The sequence below is a fragment of the Motiliproteus sp. MSK22-1 genome (genome assembly GCF_001968815.1).
Classification (GTDB): Bacteria; Pseudomonadota; Gammaproteobacteria; order Pseudomonadales; family Balneatricaceae; genus Motiliproteus.
In genome coordinates this window covers 147,658-169,891 of the sequence record NZ_MIEQ01000049.1, presented here as the reverse complement: position 1 = coordinate 169,891, position 22,234 = coordinate 147,658, and the positions used below count along the sequence as shown (strand labels likewise).

Annotated in this window: 20 protein-coding genes; 17 read left to right on the top strand and 3 right to left on the bottom strand. The window is 48.2% G+C overall.

The features are described 5' to 3' along the window. The first annotated feature begins 7 nt into the window (after positions 1 to 7). From BGP75_RS15545 to BGP75_RS27660, 8 genes are all read left to right on the top strand, one after another. Positions 8 to 2,878 (top strand): LPS-assembly protein LptD, encoded by a 2,871-nt coding sequence (locus tag BGP75_RS15545; RefSeq protein ID WP_143821078.1) that lies wholly within the window; start codon positions 8 to 10, stop codon positions 2,876 to 2,878. Further along, on the top strand, positions 2,871 to 4,208 hold the full coding sequence (locus BGP75_RS15540; RefSeq protein ID WP_076719744.1) for a peptidylprolyl isomerase: 1,338 nt from the start codon (positions 2,871 to 2,873) through the stop codon (positions 4,206 to 4,208). Before BGP75_RS15545 ends, BGP75_RS15540 begins: the two co-directional genes overlap by 8 nt. Positions 4,209 to 4,304: 96 nt before the next feature. Then, positions 4,305 to 5,297 (top strand): 4-hydroxythreonine-4-phosphate dehydrogenase PdxA, encoded by a 993-nt coding sequence (gene pdxA, locus BGP75_RS15535; RefSeq protein ID WP_076719743.1) that lies wholly within the window; start codon positions 4,305 to 4,307, stop codon positions 5,295 to 5,297. 242 nt (positions 5,298 to 5,539) lie between these two features. Beyond that, positions 5,540 to 6,352 (top strand): 16S rRNA (adenine(1518)-N(6)/adenine(1519)-N(6))-dimethyltransferase RsmA, encoded by an 813-nt coding sequence (rsmA, locus tag BGP75_RS15530; protein WP_076719742.1) that lies wholly within the window; start codon positions 5,540 to 5,542, stop codon positions 6,350 to 6,352. 66 nt (positions 6,353 to 6,418) lie between these two features. Further along, on the top strand, positions 6,419 to 6,802 hold the full coding sequence (gene apaG, locus BGP75_RS15525) for a Co2+/Mg2+ efflux protein ApaG (RefSeq protein ID WP_076719741.1): 384 nt from the start codon (positions 6,419 to 6,421) through the stop codon (positions 6,800 to 6,802). A 14-nt stretch (positions 6,803 to 6,816) separates the two neighbouring features. After that, complete coding sequence (locus BGP75_RS15520) at positions 6,817 to 7,632, top strand: symmetrical bis(5'-nucleosyl)-tetraphosphatase (protein ID WP_076719740.1); 816 nt, start codon at positions 6,817 to 6,819, stop codon at positions 7,630 to 7,632. Positions 7,633 to 7,822: 190 nt separating this feature from the next. Further along, complete coding sequence (glpE, locus tag BGP75_RS15515; RefSeq protein ID WP_076719739.1) at positions 7,823 to 8,146, top strand: thiosulfate sulfurtransferase GlpE; 324 nt, start codon at positions 7,823 to 7,825, stop codon at positions 8,144 to 8,146. Between the two features lie 19 nt (positions 8,147 to 8,165). Next, on the top strand, positions 8,166 to 10,082 hold the full coding sequence (locus tag BGP75_RS27660) for a multifunctional CCA addition/repair protein (RefSeq protein WP_076719738.1): 1,917 nt from the start codon (positions 8,166 to 8,168) through the stop codon (positions 10,080 to 10,082). Between the two features lie 57 nt (positions 10,083 to 10,139). Here the strand turns inward: BGP75_RS27660 and folK are convergent, their stop codons facing one another. Both folK and folB read right to left on the bottom strand, forming a co-directional pair. Then, positions 10,140 to 10,661 carry a 2-amino-4-hydroxy-6-hydroxymethyldihydropteridine diphosphokinase gene (folK, locus tag BGP75_RS15505; protein ID WP_076719737.1) on the bottom strand — a complete coding sequence of 174 codons (522 nt, stop codon included), beginning with the start codon at positions 10,659 to 10,661 and terminating at the stop codon, positions 10,140 to 10,142. Continuing rightward, entirely contained in the window at positions 10,661 to 11,017 is a 357-nt protein-coding gene (gene folB, locus BGP75_RS15500; protein ID WP_076719736.1) for a dihydroneopterin aldolase, read from the bottom strand. Before folB ends, folK begins: the two co-directional genes overlap by 1 nt. Before the next feature lie 171 nt (positions 11,018 to 11,188). Here folB and plsY point away from each other — a divergent pair, with 171 nt between their 5' ends. Next, a complete protein-coding gene (gene plsY / locus BGP75_RS15495) occupies positions 11,189 to 11,779 on the top strand; it encodes a glycerol-3-phosphate 1-O-acyltransferase PlsY (RefSeq protein WP_076719735.1) in 591 nt (196 codons plus the stop codon). 151 nt (positions 11,780 to 11,930) lie between these two features. Here the strand turns inward: plsY and tsaD are convergent, their stop codons facing one another. Continuing rightward, the gene (gene tsaD / locus BGP75_RS15490) at positions 11,931 to 12,968 is read right to left on the bottom strand and encodes a tRNA (adenosine(37)-N6)-threonylcarbamoyltransferase complex transferase subunit TsaD (RefSeq protein WP_076719734.1); all 1,038 of its coding nucleotides are present in this window, start codon (positions 12,966 to 12,968) and stop codon (positions 11,931 to 11,933) included. A 315-nt stretch (positions 12,969 to 13,283) separates the two neighbouring features. Between tsaD and rpsU the strand changes: the two genes are divergently transcribed. The 8 genes from rpsU to BGP75_RS15450 all read left to right on the top strand — a co-directional run bounded on the left by rpsU (position 13,284) and on the right by BGP75_RS15450 (position 22,231). Beyond that, on the top strand, positions 13,284 to 13,499 hold the full coding sequence (gene rpsU, locus BGP75_RS15485) for a 30S ribosomal protein S21 (protein WP_076719733.1): 216 nt from the start codon (positions 13,284 to 13,286) through the stop codon (positions 13,497 to 13,499). A 63-nt stretch (positions 13,500 to 13,562) separates the two neighbouring features. Next, positions 13,563 to 14,015, top strand: coding sequence for a GatB/YqeY domain-containing protein (locus tag BGP75_RS15480; protein ID WP_076719732.1), 453 nt, complete (start codon positions 13,563 to 13,565; stop codon positions 14,013 to 14,015). A 401-nt stretch (positions 14,016 to 14,416) separates the two neighbouring features. Next, positions 14,417 to 16,453, top strand: coding sequence for a DNA primase (dnaG, locus tag BGP75_RS15475; protein ID WP_076719731.1), 2,037 nt, complete (start codon positions 14,417 to 14,419; stop codon positions 16,451 to 16,453). A gap of 129 nt (positions 16,454 to 16,582) precedes the next feature. Beyond that, a complete protein-coding gene (gene rpoD / locus BGP75_RS15470) occupies positions 16,583 to 18,403 on the top strand; it encodes an RNA polymerase sigma factor RpoD (protein WP_076719730.1) in 1,821 nt (606 codons plus the stop codon). A gap of 295 nt (positions 18,404 to 18,698) precedes the next feature. Further along, a complete protein-coding gene (locus tag BGP75_RS15465; RefSeq protein ID WP_076719729.1) occupies positions 18,699 to 18,983 on the top strand; it encodes an STAS domain-containing protein in 285 nt (94 codons plus the stop codon). A 57-nt stretch (positions 18,984 to 19,040) separates the two neighbouring features. Then, complete coding sequence (locus BGP75_RS15460) at positions 19,041 to 19,403, top strand: response regulator (RefSeq protein ID WP_076719728.1); 363 nt, start codon at positions 19,041 to 19,043, stop codon at positions 19,401 to 19,403. 5 nt (positions 19,404 to 19,408) lie between these two features. Beyond that, complete coding sequence (locus BGP75_RS15455; protein WP_076719727.1) at positions 19,409 to 21,706, top strand: chemotaxis protein CheA; 2,298 nt, start codon at positions 19,409 to 19,411, stop codon at positions 21,704 to 21,706. A gap of 3 nt (positions 21,707 to 21,709) precedes the next feature. Further along, on the top strand, positions 21,710 to 22,231 hold the full coding sequence (locus tag BGP75_RS15450) for a chemotaxis protein CheW (protein ID WP_076719726.1): 522 nt from the start codon (positions 21,710 to 21,712) through the stop codon (positions 22,229 to 22,231). Positions 22,232 to 22,234 lie beyond the last annotated feature (3 nt).

Genomic DNA, 22,234 nt, shown 5'->3' with positions numbered 1-22,234 from the left:
ATATAGATTGACGACTCGAAACCGATTGCTAATGTTAGGCAGTCTCACCGCCCTGTGCCTGCCGGTTTCCCCGGTGATCTTCGCCGCCGATGCAAATGAGCCCATGCTCTGGAACTGCGTATCGGTTGACGATGGTCAGCAATGGGAATGTGGTGCAAGCGAGCAGAAGACTGACCAGTCCCAGCCAGCGGAAAAATCCCGTGTCGATCCTGACCAGACCATTCCCGCATCTGCAATAGAAGCCAAAACTGAAAAACAAGAGATTTCAACCAGCCGCTCTGAATCTTCAGCAACCACTCAGCAAAACATGGACAAAGTTGCGCCAGAGTCGACAACCAAACCCGCTGCCTCAGAGACAGTTCAGACAGGCACTGGTGGCCCTTCCCCTATTCCCTCGTTTAGCGATTCCGAGCAGAAATTACCTCACCGCAACGGGCCAGAGTTTGCAACCACATCTCGATCGGTTTCTGCTTATGAGTGCCAGGCTGCGGGTGATCAGTGGGAATGCCAAAGCAATGTAGTTCAAGCTAATCGCCAATGGGCTGACAATGAAAACCTGCAGGACGAACAAAACATCTATGCAGCGCCGGGCAACTACGCTTATCTGGACTGGTATGCATTTGCAGATGGGCCTGACCCATCGACTCACTGTACTGGCGCTTATATTGAACCTGCACAGTTGTTCTCGGAAGAAGAGCTGATTGGCAAAGAACAGCCCATTTACGTCAAGGCAGACAAGACCCGCACCCAGGGCGGTAACATGTCAACTCTGGAAGGCAGTGTTTACCTTCGTAAAGGCAATAGTCAAATCAGGGGAGAAGTCGCTCATCTGGATCATGAAAATGAGCGAGCCGAACTTCAGGGATCAGTACAATTTCGCCAGCCGGGAACTTTGATTCTTGGCAATAAGGCTATTTTTGACCAGGCTCAGGGCCAGACGATTCTGGAAGATGCCCAGTTTGTCCTTCAAAAAAGACACCTGCGCGGCAGCGCGGCACGCGTTGTCCAGCACGATAATGGCGACACTTACATCACCGAAGGACAGTACACCCGCTGTGAGCCGGGCAATGACAGCTGGACCCTTAACGGCGGTGAAATTGTGCTCTATAAAAATGAAGGCTACGGCGTCGCCAAGAATGCAACTTTAGAAATTTCGGGTGTACCAATCGTCTATCTGCCATATATTCACTTTCCGATAGACGATCGCCGGAAATCGGGATTCCTGACACCGAGTATCGGCCACTCAAACGACAACGGATTTGATCTCGCTGCGCCTTATTATTTTGATCTGGCCCCTCATTACGACCTGACACTGACCCCCCGCTATATTGAAAACCGCGGCCTAATGCTGGAAAACGAGTTCCGCTATCTGCATGACGTTGGTCAGTTCGATCTTAACCTGGCGCTATTGCCTGGCGATGAGCTGCGCAACAACGAAGATCGTTGGTTACTGGGTATTGATCACAATGGCAGTCCGGCAGAAAAATGGCGCAGTACTATTGATTTTACCGCCGTCAGTGACAACGACTATTTTGATGAACTGGATACCAGCCTGAATATTTCCAAAGATACCCATTTGGACCAGGTAGCGGCTCTCAGCTACGATGCAGGGGACTGGCGATTCGATTCAAAGATTCAGAGTTATCAGACGGTCGATGAAGCCGCCAGCAAACCCTACCAGAAGTTGCCACAACTGCGCTTCAGCGGACAAAAGAGTATTGAGGGTTCTATTTTTGAACTGAACAACACCGATAGCGACTCAGGCAACAGCAGCCGCTTTCTGGACAATGATATTGATCTGAATTATTTTGCTGACTACACCCAATTTGAACGAGACTCATCAGCCTTTACCGGGAACGATGCAACCACAGGCGGTCGCGCCCATTTTGACGCCAGCATAGGTACCGAATATAACTGGCCCTGGGCTTATGTACGCCCCAAGCTGCGCCTGACCCATACTGCTTATCAGCTTAGTAACCAACCTGCGGGCAACGAAGAGTCACCCAGTCGAACACTTCCTTTATTCAGTGTTGATAGCGGATTTTACCTGGATCGGGATACAGACTATAAGGGTAAGACCTATACCCATACCCTGGAACCTCGCATCTATTACCTTTATGTACCCAATAAAGATCAAACAGGACTGCCTGATTTTGACTCTTCCGAGCTGACATTCAGCTACAACCAGCTCTTTCGAGACAACCGATTCAGCGGCTTGGACCGTATAGGGGATACCAATCAACTGACGCTTGGTCTAACAACAAGATTCCTTGAAGATAACGGCCAGGAATTATTCCATGCCAGCGTAGGTCAGATATTTTATTTTGAAGACAGGGAAGTACGACTGAGTTCAAGTGACCCGATTCTTACTGATAGTACCTCAGATATTGCCGCAGAGGCCGTCTGGCGCGTTAGCAAGGACCTTCGCTTTACCGTTGACGGGGAGTGGGATCAGGATGATCTGGACAACACCCAGCGAAATGTCAAACTCAGCTATCGGTCTGACGTTGATCATCAATTCAATTTTAACTATCGCTTTACCCGGGACAGCATAGAGCAGACCGACATTTCCTTTATGTGGCCCATTAACGCGCGCTGGAGCATACTGGGCCGCTGGCTGAACGATTTTGAGAACAGCGAGTCACTGGATAAGATTCTGGGTCTTGAATATGAAAACTGCTGCTGGCGAATCAGAACTGTTTATCGGTCCTGGATAGACGACGACACATCGGACCGAAACAACAACGGCGTTTTTTTGCAGTTTACTCTTAAGGGACTGGGAACCTTTGGTACAAGAGCTGCCGGTGACTCCGGTCCGAAAGCAAAGAACTTCCTGGAAGATATTAGCGGATTCGAAGAGCGTGAAAATCATGAATAGGTCCACCCCCATTACCAGTCGACTGCTGATCAATAAACGGTTGCTCTCCCTTGCCGCGAACATACTGCTTTGTGCAGGCCTGCTGCTACCAACAACTCATTCAGCGGTAGCGGAAGAGCAGTTTCTTGATCGCATCGTTGCCGTTGTCGGCAAGGATATCATCATGCTGTCTGAGCTACGGCGTCGGACCGAGGCAATCAAGCAACAGCTGATCGCCCGCAACACCCGCTTACCCGATGATAAGACCTTGGCGAAGCAGGTACTTGATAAACTGATCGGCGACCAGTTACAAATAGCTCGTGCTGAAGAAAATGGTATCAGGGTCACGGATCAAGCTCTTGACCGAACCATGGAAAAGATCGCTAAAAGCAACGCCTTGACGCTTGCCCAATTTAAACAACAGCTCGAGGCAGAAGGACAGGTTTACCGGGAAGTGAGAAATCAGATCCGTACGGAAATGATCATTACGCAAGTCAGGGAACGAATCGTCAACAGCCGAATTAAAGTATCTGATCAGGAAATCAAAAACTTTCTGGCTTCAGAGCAGGGCCAGCAAAAAACCCAGTCAGAACTTCACTTGGCACATATCATGATACCAATTCCAAGCAGCCCGACGGCAGACCAGTTAATTGCGGCTAAACGTGTCGCAGATAAGACCTACAAGTCTCTGGAAGCCGGGGCCGATTTTGCCGAGACCTCTATCGCCGTCTCCAGCAGCCCCAGAGCCTTGGAAGGGGGCGATCTCGGTTGGCGAAAACAATCAGAATTACCGGAAGCAATTCGTAATGCATTAAAGAATGTAGAGAAAGGACAGTTAACCCAACCATTCAGAATGGGCGGTGCTTTCCAGATCGTCAAGGTCGTTGACAGCAGGGGCGGAAGCGTTCGAATGGTTGACCAGGCGCGAGTGCGCCACATCCTGATCAGTAGCAATCAGATTCGAAATGATAAGGAAAGTGAAGAATTCATTAGGTCTTTGCGAAAGCGGATTATTGACGGCGAAGACTTTGCCCAATTAGCCAAAGAACACAGCGATGATTCAGGTAGCGGGAGTCTCGGCGGAGACTTAGGTTGGACGCTACCAGGGCAGATGGTACCGGTATTTGAGAACGTCATGAATGACACTCCCATCGGCAGCATAAGCCCGGTGTTCAAAAGCCAGTTTGGCTGGCATATCCTGCAGGTTCTTGAGCGCAAGCAAGAAGATTTAGGTGAGCGTATTCTTGCAAATGAAGCTCGCGAAACTATTCGCAAGCGTAAGTTCACTGAAGAACTGGCGAACTGGCTGCGCGAAATAAAATCCCAGGCCTATATTGAAATCAAACTTTGACCCTTAGCCGCTACGGCGACTTACACGGGGGTATATCACGGAGCTGCTGCGTTAATTTGCTGCTTTCCCCCCACTGACAATGGTCCAATCATCACGATGAAAAAATCACTACGAATTGCTGTTACTCCAGGTGAACCCGCAGGCATTGGACCAGACCTGTGTATACAAATAGCTCAGCAATCACAGCCCCACGAGCTGGTAATCATTGCAGACCCCGAGTTGATGAAAGAGCGAGCCGGGCAGCTGGGGTTGCCCTTGACTCTCCGGGAATTCGATAGCAATCAACCTCCTCGCGGCTCTGCTCCTCAAGAGCTTTGCGTGGCACCTGTCTCACTAAGCAGTCCGGTAATCCCCGGGCATCTTAATTCCACCAATGCCGGCTATGTACTCGATACGTTAACGACAGCGGTGGATGGCTGCCTGGATGGAAGCTACTCAGCGCTGGTTACCGCCCCGGTGAATAAAGGTATTATTAACGACAGCGGTATCAAATTCAGCGGCCATACTGAATACCTGCAGGAACACACCAGTAGCCCTCAGGTGGTCATGATGTTAGCAACTGAGGGACTACGTGTGGCCTTAGTAACCACTCACCTGCCTTTAGCGCAGATTCCCGCAGCAATAACACCCGAACGAATCAGCTCAATAGCCCGCATCCTCGACCAGGATTTAAGAAAGTACTTCGCTCTCGAAAACCCGAGAATTCTAGTGTGCGGATTAAACCCACACGCTGGCGAAAATGGGCATCTTGGCCGAGAGGAAATAGACATTATTGAACCAACCCTGAATCAGTTAAGAGAAGAGGGACTTAATCTTACAGGTCCTCTACCTGCCGACACTCTGTTCACTGATCATCTTCTTAAAGATGCTGACGCTGTTCTGGCCATGTATCATGACCAGGGACTACCGGTACTTAAATACAAAGGATTTGGGCGTGCGGTTAATATAACTCTCGGATTACCCATTATCCGAACTTCGGTAGATCATGGTACCGCTCTGGATTTAGCCGCCACAGGTAAAGCTGATACCGGTAGCCTGGAAACAGCCATCAGCTATGCAGCAGAGATGGCTGAAGCGGCAGCTAAGTAACAGTTAGAATTCGCCACCTTTATCCAGCCGATAAGACGGTCCATTTCTGGATCATATTTTTCTGAAGTTGAGACGCTGTTTGGTCAATTCTGGTGGATCAATAAAGCGCGATAAACATTTGGCAATCAAGACCACCCTATTCGAACTACAGATCAATTGATTTTCAGGTGATATAATGCCCCTCCAGACAGAACGGCACTAGCTTCACAACTAACCAGCATTACAAACCAGCAGGTAATCCATTGACTCATAAGGCCAGAAAACGGTTCGGCCAGAATTTTCTGCAGGATGGCCATATCATCCGCAGAATTATCCGAAGCATATCCCCGAAACCAGGACAGCACCTTGTTGAAATTGGCCCGGGATTGGGGGCTATTACCGAGGAACTGTTGGAAGCTGTTGGAGAATTGGATGTTGTTGAATTGGATCGGGATCTGATCCCCATTCTCCGTACACGCTTTTTTAGTTACGAAGACAAGTTTCGCATCCACGAGGGTGATGCTCTTAAGTTCGACTTCAACAGCCTGTTGGAGTCAGAGCAGTCTCCTCAGCAGCTCAGAGTCGTTGGCAATCTGCCCTACAACATATCAACACCGCTAATTTTCCATCTACTGGCACATACAGGCATTATTAAAGATATGCACTTTATGCTCCAGAAGGAAGTAGTTCAGCGGCTGGCAGCCCAGCCCGGAGAAAACAACTACGGTCGTCTGGGAATTATGGCGCAGTACTATTGCCAGGTAGACAACCTGTTTGTAGTACCACCGGAAGCGTTTGATCCAAGGCCCAAAGTAGACTCAGCGATTGTCAGACTCAGCCCTTACGCTGAATTGCCACACCCTGCACGAGATACTAAGGACTTTGCCAGCATTGTCCGTATTAGTTTTGGTCAACGCCGTAAGACCTTACGCAACAACTTGAAAAAGACACTTCCAACCGAGCAAATCGAAGCACTGGAGATAGACCCTGGTATTCGTCCTGAGCGACTGTCTCTCAGCGATTTTGTCAAATTGGCTGACGCCTATACAGGGTTTAAGCAAGATAATCCCAGTTAAGTGCAACGATCCGAGTTAATTAAAACAACCCAAGTTCATAACAAGAACCAAGGAGAGTTTAGGCGAATGGGCCTGATTCAATCACATCCCGTCAATATTGACGTAGAAACCCAGTATTTGGACGAGCAGTCAGATCCGGACAACAAGCGTTATGTGTTTTCCTATTTGATTACTATCACCAACAATGACACTGAATCGGTGCAGCTTCTAAGCCGATATTGGCAAATTACCGATGGTGATCAGCAAATTCAGGAAGTGGAGGGCCAGGGAGTTATCGGAGAACAGCCAACCATCAGTCCTGGTGAAAGCTACACCTATACCAGCGGAACCGTTATCGCAACCGAAGTCGGCAGCATGACAGGTCATTACCGTATGCGTACAGCATCAGGGGACCATTTTGAAGCGCCAATCCAGGCCTTTACTCTTGCACTGCCAAACGCTCTACACTAATTGCGAGACTGATTATGGCCACCTACGCTGTCGGTGATGTTCAAGGTTGCCTTGACGAACTTCTCTCGTTACTGGAGCTTGTCAGTTTCACTGAAGACGACCAATTGTGGTTAACCGGTGACCTGGTGAACCGAGGCCCAGCCTCTCTGGAAACCCTGCGCTTTGCAAAGGGCCTTGGCCGTCAGATCAGAGTCGTACTCGGAAACCACGACTTGCACTTGCTTGCAATCGCCAACGGTAGCGCAAAGCCCAGCCGAAAAGACACTTTGGATGAAATCCTTTCAGCTCCAGACAGGGAGCCTTTGCTGGATTGGCTGCGCCAGCAACCTTTGCTACACCATGACTCGAAGTTGAAATTCACCATGGTTCATGCAGGCATTCCACCGATCTGGACATTAAAGCAGGCTAAGAGTTACTCCCGCGAGGTTGAAGAAGTGCTCAGAAGCGATGATGCTGGACTTTATTTCGATCAGATGTACGGCAATCAACCCGGTCGCTGGGAAGACTCACTGACCGGCTGGGATCGGTTACGCTGCATTACCAATTATTTTACCCGTATGCGTTTTTGCAGTGCTGAAGGAGAATTGGAATTCAAGGCAAAATCAGGCCCCGATAAAGCACCGGATGGATTCCACCCCTGGTACAGTTTTCCTGACAGAAAAACACAAAAAAAAGCGATCGTATTCGGTCATTGGGCATCCCTGGAAGGCAAAGCCAATACTGACAACGTCCACGCTCTCGATACCGGTTGTGTCTGGGGTGGCACCCTGACAGCAATGCGGCTGGAAGACAGAAAAATCTTTCGTATTGCCAGTGTCGGCTACGCCTGAGCTGGTAACGCCTGTTGCTTTGCATTAGCCTTGGTGTTGTCTGATGTGACTGTGGCTACCATAATTGTGGCTAAAACAGGCCACAACTACAGAACTAACGCAGCCAAGGTTCCAAAATTGCCGAAGGCTTACTAGGCGACCCAACAAGTTTTCCTGACCCATACCACGAACATTGATTGAGTATTCACTGATGCAAAACTCCCAGTTTCAACGTATTCCGCCAGACGCAGCGAAAAAACTAATCGATGAAGGTGCAACCCTGGCAGACATCCGTGATCCAGATAGCTATGCACGCAACCATATTGCAGGCGCACTGCACCTTACCAACATCAATATTCAGGACTTTGTTGAGCAAAATGATCCAGACCAGCCTCTAATTGTGTACTGCTACCATGGGAACAGCAGCCAACCTGCGGCTCAATTCCTCTATGAAAAAGGCTTTGAGCAGGTATATAGCCTTGATGGTGGCTTTGAAGCCTGGCAACAGCAATATCCAGAGACACTGGAAAGCTGAACAACGGAGCAGTCAGTCAATGAATATCCTCTTGGTAGGAGGCGCTGTCCGGGACAAATTGCTGAATTACCCCGTCTATGATCGTGACTGGGTAGTCGTCGGAGCAACCGTGGAACAGATGCTGAAGCTGAATTATCAGGCTGTCGGTAAGGAATTTCCGGTTTTTCTGCACCCAAAGACCAAAGAAGAATACGCCCTTGCCCGGACAGAACGAAAGTCTGGCCACGGCTACAAAGGCTTTGAGTTCTATGCAAGTCCTGAAGTCACCCTTGAGCAAGATCTGCAAAGACGGGACCTGACCATCAATGCCATGGCTGAAGACAGGCAAGGCAATATCTTTGACCCTTATGGAGGCCAAAAAGATCTGGCCGCCCGCCTGCTACGACATGTTTCTCCAGCCTTCTCAGAAGATCCTCTAAGAGTATTACGGGTTGCCCGATTTGCTGCTCGTTTTAAACACCTTGGTTTTTCGGTCGCCCGAGAAACAATTGAATTAATGGCCAGCATAGCCCGCAGCGGAGAGCTAAAACATTTGACCCCTGAGCGGGTCTGGGCGGAACTGGAGAGAGCCCTGACAGAGAATTCTCCTGAGCGGTTTTTTTTAGTTTTGGAACAGTCTCAGGCACTGGCTGAGCTATTCCCTGAAATCCAACAAATCCTCAGCTCCCCTGTTCGGGAACAAGCATTAACAGCGCTCAAACGGAGTTGCCAACTAACGGATACAGCTACGGCTCGCTTCGCCACCCTCTGCTACTTTATTAAAAAAAGTATTGAAGACAGCAACCAACACAAAAACAGCGCCGCAAAAGCCCGCCAGAATAAAGACCAAAGCCGGGGCAACGGGAATAACATCGATAAAGAAGATATCCCCCGTTACCAGGCCATACTGCAATCAATGTTAGAAAGACTAAAAGCTCCAAATGAATACAAAGCACTCTGCTTACTTGTACAGCAGCGCTGCGATCAGCTGTTAGAGATCAACTCCCTGAGCACTGAAGAAAAGCTCAGGCTTTATGAAGGACTCGATATTCAACGGCGACCTCAACGGCTCCCTCTGTTTTTGATTTGTGCCCGCGCCATTGCCAAGTGGAGCTCCAGGACAGATTCGTTCAACCAGGAGCAAGCTCTTCAGCAGCTTCGCGATATTATTGAAGCCATACAACCGAGGGAAATTGCCGCTGCAGGATTCAAAGGCAAAGCCCTTGGCACAGAACTGCGTAATCGCCGCCTGCAAGCCATTGACCGACAAACAAACCTTTTGATACAGAGCAATCTGTTTAATGGCCCTGATGATTCCAGCTACTATTTTTTATTCGCTCATGGTGCTGGTGCAGGAATGGAACATTCCTTTATGGAATCAGTCGCCCATCAACTTGGCGAAAAGGGTATCAGGGTCATACGGTTTGAATTCCCCTATATGCTCAAAACCCGGGAAACAGGAAAAAGACGCCCACCGGATAGAGCGCCCAAGCTGCTTGAAGCATTCGAATCCCAGGTCAAGGAACTTTTGGATTCAAAGCAAAATAGCAACCCCTCCCAAGGCGGTGTTAATAAGCCTGATATCAAATTAGTTATTGGCGGAAAGTCCATGGGTGGGCGCTTTGCCTCCCTGCTAGCCGCTGAGCAAGGCAAACATCTTGGCATTGATGGAGTGATCTGTCTGGGTTTCCCTTTTCACCCCCAAGGGAAACCGGAACGCTATCGCGGCGAGCACCTGCACAGTATCCAAATACCGACACTGATTATTCAAGGAGAGCGTGACAGCTTTGGGACTCGCGAAGAAGTTGAATCTTACCCGACATCTCCCGATGTCTGTTACCAGTTTTTAGAAGATGGAGACCACAGTTTCAAACCGCGAAAAGCTTCTGGATTCACTGAACAACAACATATCTCTTCAGCGGTAGAAGCCATGGCTGAGTTTATCAAGAAACTCTAGACTACTGGCACAACAGTGTTCAGGCATCGCACCTTAGGGAGTCCTGAATACCTTATATCAGGACTCTGCAAGTGCAGATAATTGACGCCCCCGCCAAATAAATGGAACCGGCCGTAACACCTGTTGGCTTCGATCGAACGCCTGCCAGAGTTGATGATAAGAGATCTTTTCCTCAGGATGCAGACTGTTCGGTTCCAACTCAGCCATTGGCCAAAGAACAAATGCATTCTTAGTGATATCTTCTCGTGGAAGCCGTCCTCCTTCAAAGCTTCCAACGTAATCATCGTAAGTCAGAATATCTATATCCAGCGTCCTGGAACTGAACTTCAAGGCGTTGATATCACGACCATTATCATGCTCAATTGCCCTTAATCGACGATACAGATCTGACAAGCTCAGGTCCGTGTCCAAACCGGTAACCAGGTTAAAGAAGGGCTCGGCATCAAACCCCACAGCTTCACTTTCGTAGATACTGGAAATCAACAACTCTCCGAATTCACCATATAGCCTGTCAAGGCAACGGCTAATATAGTGTTGGCGCTGAATATTACTGCCAATGCTCAAGTAAACTCGCGCCATCAGCCTCTGGTCCCTCTTTCTATAATGACTCCGACATCCGCAGCAGTCGGTATCGCTCCGGGTTTCCCAAGACGCAATCGAACCCAAGGTGTTGGAAACTCATTCAGCACCAGTTGAGTGATTTCTTCAGCCATGGTTTCAACCAAAAGAAACTCACTTCCTTCAATAAAATCAATCAAACGATCAGTGACTGTTTTGTAATTCAGGGTTTTGTCAATGTCTTCACTGGAGGCGGCTTTGCGGATATCGGTCCCCATTTCCAGATCCAGATTGACTGTCTGCCGAATTTCTCTTTCCCAGTCATAGATACCTATCACTGTTTCCACTTCCAGACTTTTGATATAAACAATATCCATCTAAAGAACTCCAATCCCCTGCTGTTATATTTTAAGAAACGACAGGTCAAAACAAATTAACCAGAGAGGTGATAAAACAGTGTGATGACTCTCATGCTTTACTGACCTTAACCAATCTGTTACAACCAATTATCCACTGCAAGCGACTCATTTCATTTCCGGCAGCGTCCCATGTTGAGTACCTTTGCGTCAACAGACCTTATTCTTGTCACCCTCGCCTATCTGCTGGGTTCGATATCCAGTGCCATTCTGTTTGGTCGGTTACTGGGATTTGGCGACCCTCGGCTGCAAGGATCCGGTAACCCGGGTGCCACCAACATGCTACGCACAGGCAGTCGGCTGGCCGCTATACTCACACTGTTCGGGGACACACTCAAAGGCTACCTACCGGTCCTTCTGGCCATTCAGTTATCACTATCGCCCCTTAGCATAGGCCTTGTCGGTCTGGCTGCTTTTATCGGGCATCTATTCCCGGTGTTTTTTCAGTTTCGCGGGGGCAAAGGCGTTGCTACAGCACTCGGTGTTTTTCTGGGATTTGATCTGCTGCTCGGCATTATTCAGCTACTTTGCTGGCTGACAGTGCTGGCAATATTCCGTATTTCCTCTTTAGCGGCTATAGCAACAGCTCTGATAACCCCTGTGCTCTGCTACTGGCTACTCCCTGACTACCTTTCCGTTTGCGGATTCATTTGCCTTCTACTGATATTCCGACACCGAACCAACCTAATCAGCCTGGTAAAAGGTACAGAACATCAGCTTTAGTTTATCTTAACTGACTGGGCTGACCCCGCTAAACCAAACACACCGGGCAGGTCCCCATCACTGTTTTACTTTAATCACTATCAAACTTGAATCATTTTCTTACCTTAACAGGCTTTACAGCCATTGAGTCCCCAGGTCTTCTCCGGATTTGTTACCCCTTTGCAGACAGCGCGTCCAGTTCACTCATTGGCCACCTTGGCCGGGCATGAATACACAAATCATCCTGCTGCCCCGCCATCAAACGCTGACAGCCAGCATAAGCAATCATGGCGCCGTTGTCGGTACAGAATTCAGGCCGAGCATAGAACAGAATCCCACGCTCCTTCTTTATCATGGTTTCAAGCCGTTCCCGCAAAAGCCTGTTGGCACTTACCCCGCCAGCGATAACCAAACGTTTCAAGCCACTTTGCTGCAAGGCCCGCTTACACTTAATAGTCAACGTATCAACCACGGCTTCCTGGAAAGCTAACGCGATATCGGCTTTACCCTGTTGATCCAGAGTTCCCTCTTCACGTAGTTTTTCGGTCGTATTCAGCGTATACGTTTTTAAACCACTGAAGCTGAACTCCAGGCCAGGACGATCAGTCATCGGACGAGGAAATCGAAACCGTCCGCTGGTGCCTTTTTCAGCAAGAGCCGCGATTCGAGGTCCTCCCGGATAATCCAGACCTAACATTTTTGCTGCCTTATCAAAGGCTTCACCGGCAGCATCATCCAACGACTCTCCCAGCATTTGATAACAACCAATTCCATCCACCCGGATCAGTTGAGTGTGCCCCCCGGAAACCAACAGCGCAACAAATGGAAACTCGGGCGGGTTCTCCTCCAACATGGGTGCCAGCAAATGCCCTTCCATATGATGGACTCCCAGCACCGGAACCTTCCAGGCAAAACCCAGAGAGCGAGCAACGGAAGCACCAACCATAAGCGCTCCAACCAAACCGGGACCAGCCGTATAAGCGATCGCATCCAGCTGCTCTTTGTCAGTATTCGACTCTGACATAACCTGGCGAATTAATGGCACTAATTTGCGAATATGGTCCCGTGATGCCAGCTCAGGTACGACCCCACCGTATTCAGCGTGCATTTCTACCTGACTGTAAAGAGCATCCGCCAGCAAACCCCGCTGGTTATCGTATACCGCCACTCCAGTCTCATCACAAGAGGTTTCAATACCCAGAACCCGCATGCTCGAATACCTCATCCGCACCTTCAGTTTTATATGTCCAGCTCGATATTTATATTTACCTGCTCTCGGTCCTGCACAAAAAAATTGCGTACAAGGCACTACAGTATAAATACTCACAGCCATTGAAAAAGCGCATCATACCAGTCTCGCCAACAGATGGTTACTTTTTACTGTTTACAATCAACGGGTGCTGGGATTAAAATATGCGCCCCTGTTTCCATAGCGAGACTAGGGACTGTGGTCTTCGTTGACCACAGACACTAAACTTAAAACTCCACCCTTTTTGTTTCAATCAGGGTAATCAGGGTAAATTTGATGCCAAGTGTTAAAGTCCGTGACAGCGAGCCTTTTGATATTGCTCTGCGTCGCTTCAAGCGTTCTTGTGAAAAAGCCGGTGTTTTAGCAGAAGTTCGTCGTCGTGAGTTTTACGAGAAGCCAACATCTGTACGCAAGCGCAAAGCTGCTGCAGCTGTTAAGCGCCACGCCAAGAAGCTGGCTCGTGAAAATCGTCGTCAGGTACGCTTGTACTAATAGCAGTACTGACACGAACTGAATCACGGCTCCCCCGCCGACTGACCACATCAGGAACAGACTATGAGCGATGAATCTTTGAAAGATAAGATCAAAGCAGCACAAAAAGAAGCCATGCGTGCCCGCGATAAGGAACGCCTCGGTGCTGTGCGTCTGATTCTAGCTGAGGTCAAACGTATTGAGGTTGATGAGCGCATAGAACTGGACGATACAAGAATTCTGGCCATTCTGGATAAAATGCAGAAACAGCGCCGTGATTCTATCGCCCAATTTGATGCAGCAGGCCGTGATGATCTATCTGAGGTAGAGAGGAAAGAACTGGAGGTGATTAAATCGTTCCTTCCTGCCCAGCTAACAGACCAAGAGATTGACCAACTGATCGACCAAGCGGTCAGTAAAACCGGCGCTGATTCAATGCAAGCCATGGGCAGCGTTATGGGGATCCTGAAACCTCAAATACAGGGCCGCGCCGATATGGGAATTGTCAGCAAAAAGATCAAAGCCCGGTTGAGCTAACCCGCTACTGACAACATTTTGATGCCTTACTAGTCCTGACGCAGCAACCAGGAACAAAAACAGGATAAGCTCTATTCCCAGAGCAGGTCTCTTTTTGTTCTTGATTAGCTTAAGCACGCTCAACGATGGGTTGTACAATAACGATGAGTTGTAGAATATAGTTATACATAGCTGCAAAAAGACTCACTTGGTTATACAAAAAAGCCCACTAGTTTATATAAAGTACTGACTGCCTAGAATCTTTACGCTGCAAGCCGCAGTTTCATAATTCCTGAGAACCGTATGTCGCCACGGTGACTATGACTCACCGCTCAGCCAAGGCGACAACTATCTCCTAAAGGCGCAGCCTGCTAAGCTTTAAGTATTCTCCAAATTCAGAATCTCTATCCGCAGGACCATCAATGGCGGGACGTATTCCACAAGATTTTATCGACGACCTACTCAATCGCACTGATATTGCGGATGTCGTGGAAGAGAGAATCACACTTAAAAGAACCGGTCGAAACTATTCCGGCCTATGCCCTTTCCATAAAGAAAAAACCCCTTCTTTCAGCGTTAACCCAGAAAAACAATTTTACTACTGCTTCGGCTGCGGTGCTGGAGGCAATGCCATTGGCTTTGTGATGGAACATGATCGTGTCGATTTTCCCGAGGCCATCACCTCACTGGCCCAGCGTCTGGGACTTGAAATACCTCAAGAAGCAAGCAGCCAAGAACCAAAAAATCAAAAACTTAAAACAGCCTATAGTCTCCTCAAGCGTAGCGCAGACTATTACCAACAGCAGTTACGAAGTCATCCTGAAAGGGCTAAAGCTGTAGCATACCTGAAAGGTCGAGGGCTCAGCGGGCAGATCGCCAAACAGTTTTTAATCGGCTACGCTCCCCCAGGCTGGGATAATCTGATCAAGCATCTGGATCAACCTCAATCAGCTGATAGCAGCGCCGTTAATGAGCAAAAGGCTTCTCGTGAAGATCTGGATGACGCAGGGTTAGTCATTCTAAAACCTGAAGACAACAAATGTTATGACCGTTTTCGCGACCGAATTATCTTTCCTATTGTTGACATGCGCGGCCGGGTAATCGCTTTTGGTGGACGTGTTCTGACAGATGAAAAACCCAAATACCTGAATTCCCCTGAAACCGATACTTTCCATAAAAACAGAGAACTATACGGCCTCTACCAGGCTCGCCAGGCAAACCGTGAGCTCAATAGAATCCTTATCGTCGAAGGATATATGGATGTCGTGTCACTGGCTCAGTTTGGCATCAACAACACGGTTGCCACGCTCGGTACAGCGACCAGCGAACACCATCTGACCCGGTTATACAAACTTCTACCAGAGGTGGTTTTTTGTTTTGACGGTGACGATGCTGGCCGCAAGGCAGCCAAACGAGCCCTCGAAACCGCACTTCCTATCATGGAAGATGGCCGTCAGGCACGCTTCCTGTTTTTACCCGACGGAGAAGATCCGGATACTCTGGTCCGCAGAGAAGGTAGCGAAGAGTTTGAACGGCGAATAAACCAAGCCAAGCCTCTGTCTGATTTCTTCTTTGAGAGTCACTCCGAAGGGCTTGATTTGCATTCGGGGGAAGGACGAGCTCGGCTCAGCTCCCTGGCCATGCCGCTGATTGAACAGATACCCGGTCAGGTTTTTAAGCAAATAATGAAACAGCAGCTGTCAGAACTGGCGGGGCTAAGCAGTGATTTTTTTGACCATTCCTCTGTGGCGCCATCAACAGGACAGCAGGCAGCGCCCCATCCGTCACCGGATCATTCAGCCTCCCACAATGAAACTGTCTATAATGACAGCCCATTTGATGGAAATTTATACAACAGCTCCCCCTATGAGGGTGATCCATACAATGACAACGCCTATTACGAAGCACCCAGCTCTGGAAACTGGACTCAAAACTCCAAATCCAGCTTTAACTCCAAAGCCAACTTTAATTCCAACTCCAGCTTCAAGCGCAAGAATCAAAGACTAAATTACCGACCCCAAGAAGTCTTAAAGCCATCGAGCCTGGGAACAAAAGCGCTCAAGACGCTACTGCATTTTCCTCAATTGGCGCTTAAAGTTGATTTTGAAACCACGGAGGCACTGTCAGAGCCTAAAGAACCAGAGCTTTTGTTACTTAAAGCCTTAATTGAGCAGTTAAGAAAAGAGCCAGAGACCAACGCAGCGCTGATACTGATGGACTGGGAAGGAGACCCCAATCACAATACACTTCGCGAAATAACCGAACAGGAGCTATTGTTTAAAGACAGCAGCAGTCTGGAATCTGAACTTATCAACTGTCTGCACCAATTGGTAAAAAAGAAGGCTGAAGAAGCCAAACTTGATTACCTGTTGAAAAGAAAAAAACAGACCCCATTAACTGACGAAGAGAAGCAGTTATTGAACAAGCTATTAAAAGGTTATCGGACTCCCCTTCCCTAATTAACTACATGTATCCATTTATTGAATCCATGTAATGGAAGGCTGCCTGATACTATGGCATTCCCGTTCATCTACGTCTATAATGTGCGGCTATTTTTTTGACTATTCCACTCAGGCTATAGGAATTCTATGTCAGACACTTCAAAGCAGCAGTCTCGCTTAAAAGAGCTTATCGCGCGAGGTAAGGAGCAAGGCTACCTGACTTTTGCCGAAGTCAACGACCATCTGCCTGAAGATATCTCTGATCCCGATCAGGTTGAAGATATCATTCGCATGATTAACGACATGGGTATATCTGTGTCGGAACAGGCGCCAGATACCGACTCTTTAATCACTTCAGAGGGCGACTCCGCCGACGAAGCAGCAGTTGAAGAAGCAGCGGCAGCGCTTGCATCGGTCGAATCTGATGCTGGTCGTACCACCGATCCTGTGCGCATGTACATGCGTGAAATGGGTACCGTAGAACTTCTGACTCGCGAAGGTGAAATTCTACTGGCAAAACGAATAGAGGAAGGGTTGCGGAACGTCATGTCAGCACTGGCATGCTATCCCACCGTAATACCTCAGGTTCTGGGTGCCTATGCAGACTCATTAGAAGAAGATGGCCGCCTGACCGACGTACTCAGCGGTTTTATTGATCCTGATGATGAGATAACAATCGCACCAGCCAAGCCGATCATCACTGATGAAGATGAGGATGATGAAGCAGGCGGTGACGATGAAGAAGATGAAAATCGCGGTCCTGATCCAGAGGAAGTACGTAAACGCTTTGATGAAATCGCCGCTCAATACGAGATCACTGAACTCGCCATTGAGAAGTATGGTCGTGACCACAAGCAGGCCCAGGAAGAACTGGTAAAGCTAGGCGAGCTATTCGCTCCTATTAAGCTGATTCCCCGTCAATTTGAAGCCCTTGTCGGAAAAGTCCGTGATGCCGTAAACCGCCTGCGAACTCAAGAACGCGACATTATGCGTATTTGTACGCTACGTGGGGGTATGCCTCGCAAGGAATTCATTAAGGAATTCCCCGGCAACGAAATGAACAATGAATGGGTTGAGAAGCTCTGTGCCAGAGGCGCTCCCTATGCCGTTCGCCTGGCCGCCTCCAAGATAGAACTGCTGAGAGCACAGCGTAAACTGATCGAACTGGAAAGAGAAAGCGGTCTGACCCTGGCGGAAATCAAAGAAATTAACCGCCGTATGTCTATCGGTGAAGCACGCGCCAGACGCGCTAAAAAAGAAATGGTTGAAGCAAACCTACGTCTGGTTATCTCAATCGCAAAGAAATATACAAACCGAGGCTTACAATTCCTGGATCTTATCCAGGAAGGAAATATTGGTCTGATGAAGGCCGTGGACAAGTTCGAATATCGCCGCGGATATAAGTTCTCCACTTACGCAACCTGGTGGATCAGACAGGCAATTACCCGTTCCATTGCCGATCAGGCACGTACCATTCGTATTCCGGTACATATGATAGAAACCATCAACAAGTTGAACCGTATTTCACGGCAAATGCTGCAGGAGATGGGCCGCGAAGCAACGCCGGAGGAACTGGCGGAGCGTATGGAAATGCCGGAAGACAAGGTTCGAAAGGTTCTTAAAATTGCTAAAGAACCCATCTCGATGGAAACGCCTATCGGTGACGATGAAGATTCCAGCCTAGGAGACTTTATCGAAGACGTTACTATTCACTCGCCATCAGATTGCGCAACCAGCGAAGGTTTACGCGAAGCAACCCGCGAAGTTCTTGCCGGACTGACAGGTCGAGAGGCAAAAGTATTGCGGATGCGCTTTGGTATCGAAATGAATACTGACCACACGCTGGAGGAAGTAGGCAAGCAGTTTGATGTCACTCGCGAACGTATTCGTCAAATTGAAGCTAAGGCTCTTCGTAAACTGCGTCATCCGACACGTTCAGACCATCTGCGCGGGTTCCTGGATGAATAAGTTCTGATCTCTATGGCAGCAGTTTTCTACTGCTCCTCCGCTTAAAAAAAAACCGCAGCATTGTCTGCGGTTTTCTTGTTTTACTGCTATGCTTTTTTTTACCCGAAATGGAATGCAGGAAAAAACAGCTGTAACTGGTTTGATTTTCTTATCTTTGACTTCTTTAATTAACACTATCAACACATTCTTATAAATTTGCGACTAATATAATTAAGAGTGCAGATTCAACCGGTCTCAATAGATTAGGGATCAGGTCTTAAAAGCTAACTTAAGACCTGAAGAAAGGAAGCTCGCCATGACCAAAAACACCATATTTACTGTCGACTTTCCCTCAGAAGTATTAATTCATACTCTGGAGAGCCTGTCTCCCCTTCTTGATAAAGCTTTACAGCACTCAGAAATCAACCTTAATGGACAGGCCATCAGCAAAGCGGACACTGCCGGCCTGCAACTCATTATGTCTTTTCTAAAAAGTTCAGAAATCCAGAGCCTTCAGGTTGCCTGGATAAACCCTTCGGTCAGCCTCTGCACCTCAGCCAGAATGCTGGGGTTGGTAAGAGAGCTGAAACTGGAATGTTAAACCAATGGGCAATAAGCCTAGTCCCATTTAACCTAGCGAAATAAAAGAGATCAAACTATGGCCACCATTCTTGCAGTTGACGACTCCACAACGCTCCGTCAAATGGTAACAATGACTCTCAAAAGCTCTGGACACCAGGTGATTGAAGCAACCAATGGCAAGGAAGCTTTACAGGCTGCGCAGGGGAAGCAGGTAGATCTGGTGCTTTCCGATGTCAACATGCCAATTATGGACGGGATTACGCTGGTCAAGGAGTTGCGGAAAATCAGCAGCTATCGCTTAACCCCAATCTTGATGCTGACAACTGAATCCTCCGCGGACATGAAACAACAAGGGAAAAGTGCTGGCGCCACTGGATGGCTGGTAAAACCTTTTAGTCCCGATAAGTTGCTTGCCACCGTCAAGCGCGTCTTAGGCTAACTATCATGAGTATCGACCTCTCACAATTCCGAGAAGTTTTCTTCGAAGAAAGCTTTGAAGGGCTTGCAGTAATGGAATCCCACCTGTTGATCCTCGATGCCAGTGATACCGAGGCGCTCCATGCTATTTTTCGTGCAGCCCACTCCATAAAAGGCGGGGCCGGCATGTTTAATTTTAAAAACATCGTCGAATTTACCCATATAGTGGAAACCCTGCTAGATGAGTTACGCAGCGGAAAACGCGCGATCAACGTCGAGCTGGAATCTCTCCTGTTAAAATCTGTCGATGCAATTAAAGACCTGTTACACCTGGCTCAGGAAGATGACACAACAGTCCCTGACGATATTCAGGATATTCAGCGGCAACTCAAGTGTATGCTCGAAGGAAACAGTCAGGAGGAATCGTCCCCCATAGAATCCGATTTGGCTGCGGAGAACGAACAAACGAACTCTGAAGGAGAGGCCAAAACGGGCAATGAGAAACCCGTTGCTGAAGCCGCTGTCACAAATGGCTGGGAAATATTATTCACCCCCCATGATCACATGCTGCTGACCGGTAACGAACCTCTGCATATGCTAAGTGCATTAACAGAACTGGGTGACCTGGAGGTAAAGTGTGACTGCTCAAAGGTCCCTTTATGGCAGGAGTTATCCCCAGAACAATGCTACCTATCCTGGAGCATGCAACTGTATGGAGATATAGCCAAAGAAGATGTTGAGGAAGTATTTGCCTGGGTTGAAGATGACTGTGAGCTGAACATCACCTCTCTAGGCAGCGCGACTGCTGCTGATTCAGCCGATAGTAGTTCTGAATCTTCAATCACTGAGATTTCCAGCCCTGAGCCATCTGCCACAGTCCAACCGGACAGCAGCCAGTCCACTCCAATAACGAGTCCGGAAGCTGGTATGCAATCTTCTGATAATCCCGCAAAAATTACGGCTGATGAGGTAGCACCAACGGCAAGCCAAGCTGATGAAGATCGACGTCAGGGGGATCGACGAAAGCAGTCCGATCGTCGGGGTACTCTAGAACGCCGAACAGGAGGCGAAACCAACTCAATTAGAGTCAGTACCCAAAAAATTGACACCTTGATAAACAGGGTTGGAGAACTGGTTATCACCCAATCGATGTTGGGTCAGGTTAGCGACAATATAGAGACCTTAAACCAGAAAACCATCAATCGACTCAAGGAAGGGCTGGTTCAACTGGAGCGAAATACCCGTGAAATTCAAGAAGATGTCATGCAAATCAGAATGCTACCCATCAGCTTCGTCTTCAATCGCTTTCCGCGTTTAGTTCACGATTTGCAAACCCAGTTAGGTAAACGAATTGAACTGGTGATCTCAGGAGAAGGAACTGAGCTGGATAAAACCCTGATGGAAAAGATCAGCGATCCTTTGGTTCATCTGGTTCGTAACTCAATCGATCATGGTATTGAAATGCCGGAAGATCGAAAATCCTGCAATAAACCTGAAGCAGGAAGGGTTGACCTGGAAGCTTACCACCAGGGAGGAAACATCATCATTGAAATCAGAGATGATGGAAAAGGTCTTGATATTGATAAAATTTTACGAAAGGCCCGGGAAAAAGGGCTGGTTGGAGAAGGAGAAATTCCTGAGCAGAAACAGATTTTTGATCTCATTATGCAGCCAGGATTCTCCACTGCGGAACAAGTCAGCGATCTCTCTGGACGCGGGGTCGGTATGGACGTTGTCGGTAGGAATATTAACGAGCTGGGCGGAAGTGTTGAAATCAGCTCAGAATCCGGCAAAGGCTCCTGTTTTCGTATTTCTTTACCCTTGACTCTGGCCATACTGGATGGTCAGCAGGTGGAGTTGGGGGAACAGATTTGCATCATTCCTCTTGTTTCTATTGTCGAGTCCCTGCAAGTCCCCGTCAGTCAAATCAATGCAATTGCTGGTAAAGATCGCCTGTACAGTTTTCGAGGTGATTACATCCCCTTAGTCAGTCTGCGCCAGGTGATGGGTCAACCGACAGATTCTGAAAAAGAAAATCTCGTCGTTGTTGTCGAGGCAAATGGTCAACCCTACGGACTGATCGTCGATGGTCTCCTTGGACAACAGCAATTTGTTATCAAAAGTCTGGAAGAAAACTATAGAAAAGTCGAGGGAGTTGCCGGTGCCACAATTTTAGGCAGCGGTCGAGTCGGATTAATTTTGGATGTTGGAGGCCTGCTCCGCCTTAATCGACAACAGAATATTGACAGTAACTCTCTTCAAAATAGCTCTCTTTATAACAGTTCACAAACCGGGCACCAGGTGCTCCAGTTTAAGGCCGGATAAGTCATGAACTTCGAGAATATACAATCGCAAGAAGCAGCTATTGCCTCTAACCAAAACCAGCAATACCTGACCTTTATCCTTGAGGGCGAAGAATACGGTGTCGACATTCTGAAAGTCCATGAAATTAAAGGCTGGAGTCCAACGACACCAATACCGAATACACCAAATTATATGAAAGGTGTTATCAATCTCAGAGGCACCATTGTCCCAGTGATCGACCTACGACAGCGCTTTGGTCTGGAAGCGTTGGTTTATGGTCCGACAACCGTCGTGATTGTCCTCAATGTTACCAGCGAGCGAGGTGAGCAGGTTATGGGTATGGTGGTTGATGCTGTTTCTGATACCCATACCATTTCAAGGGAGTTATTAAAACCAGCCCCGGACATGGGAGGGGTAATAAGTACCGATTTTATTACCGGACTCGCCACAGTCGAAGAAAAAATGGTGATTTTACTCGACATTGACCACTTACTGAGCGCTGAAGAGATGACCGCGTTATCTGTCGCCTCAGAGCGTAGAGCATGATTT